The 578-nt window shown below is 53.6% G+C and carries 1 protein-coding gene; it reads right to left on the reverse strand.

The window, feature by feature from the left end:
• A partial coding sequence (locus tag ACLJPQ_RS22440; RefSeq protein WP_001738553.1) for an EF-Tu/IF-2/RF-3 family GTPase occupies positions 1–578 on the reverse strand: 578 nt, incomplete at both ends.

The raw sequence follows: 578 nt of genomic DNA on the forward strand, positions 1-578 counted from the left end.
AGAACTTTAGCAACAACGCCCGCGCCAACGGTACGGCCGCCTTCACGGATTGCGAAACGCAGACCGTCGTCCATTGCGATCGGGTGGATCAGGGTAACAACCATTTTGATGTTGTCGCCCGGCATTACCATCTCTACGCCTTCCGGCAGTTCGATGGTGCCAGTCACGTCAGTAGTACGGAAGTAGAACTGCGGACGGTAGCCTTTGAAGAACGGAGTATGACGGCCGCCTTCATCTTTGGACAGAATGTACACTTCAGATTCGAACTTGGTGTGCGGCTTGATGGTGCCCGGCTTAGCCAGTACCTGACCACGTTCGATTTCTTCACGTTTGATACCACGCAGCAGAACACCTACGTTCTCACCGGCACGGCCTTCGTCCAGCAGTTTGCGGAACATTTCAACGCCAGTACAGGTAGACTTCTGAGTCTCTTTGATACCAACGATTTCAACTTCTTCGCCCACTTTGATGATACCGCGTTCTACACGACCGGTAACAACGGTACCACGACCGGAGATGGAGAATACGTCTTCGATCGGCAGCAGGAACGGCTTGTCAATCGCACGCTCTGGTTCCGG

Source organism: Salmonella sp. SAL04213, assembly GCF_046550535.1.
In the GTDB taxonomy this organism is placed as follows: Bacteria; Pseudomonadota; Gammaproteobacteria; order Enterobacterales; family Enterobacteriaceae; genus Salmonella; species Salmonella enterica.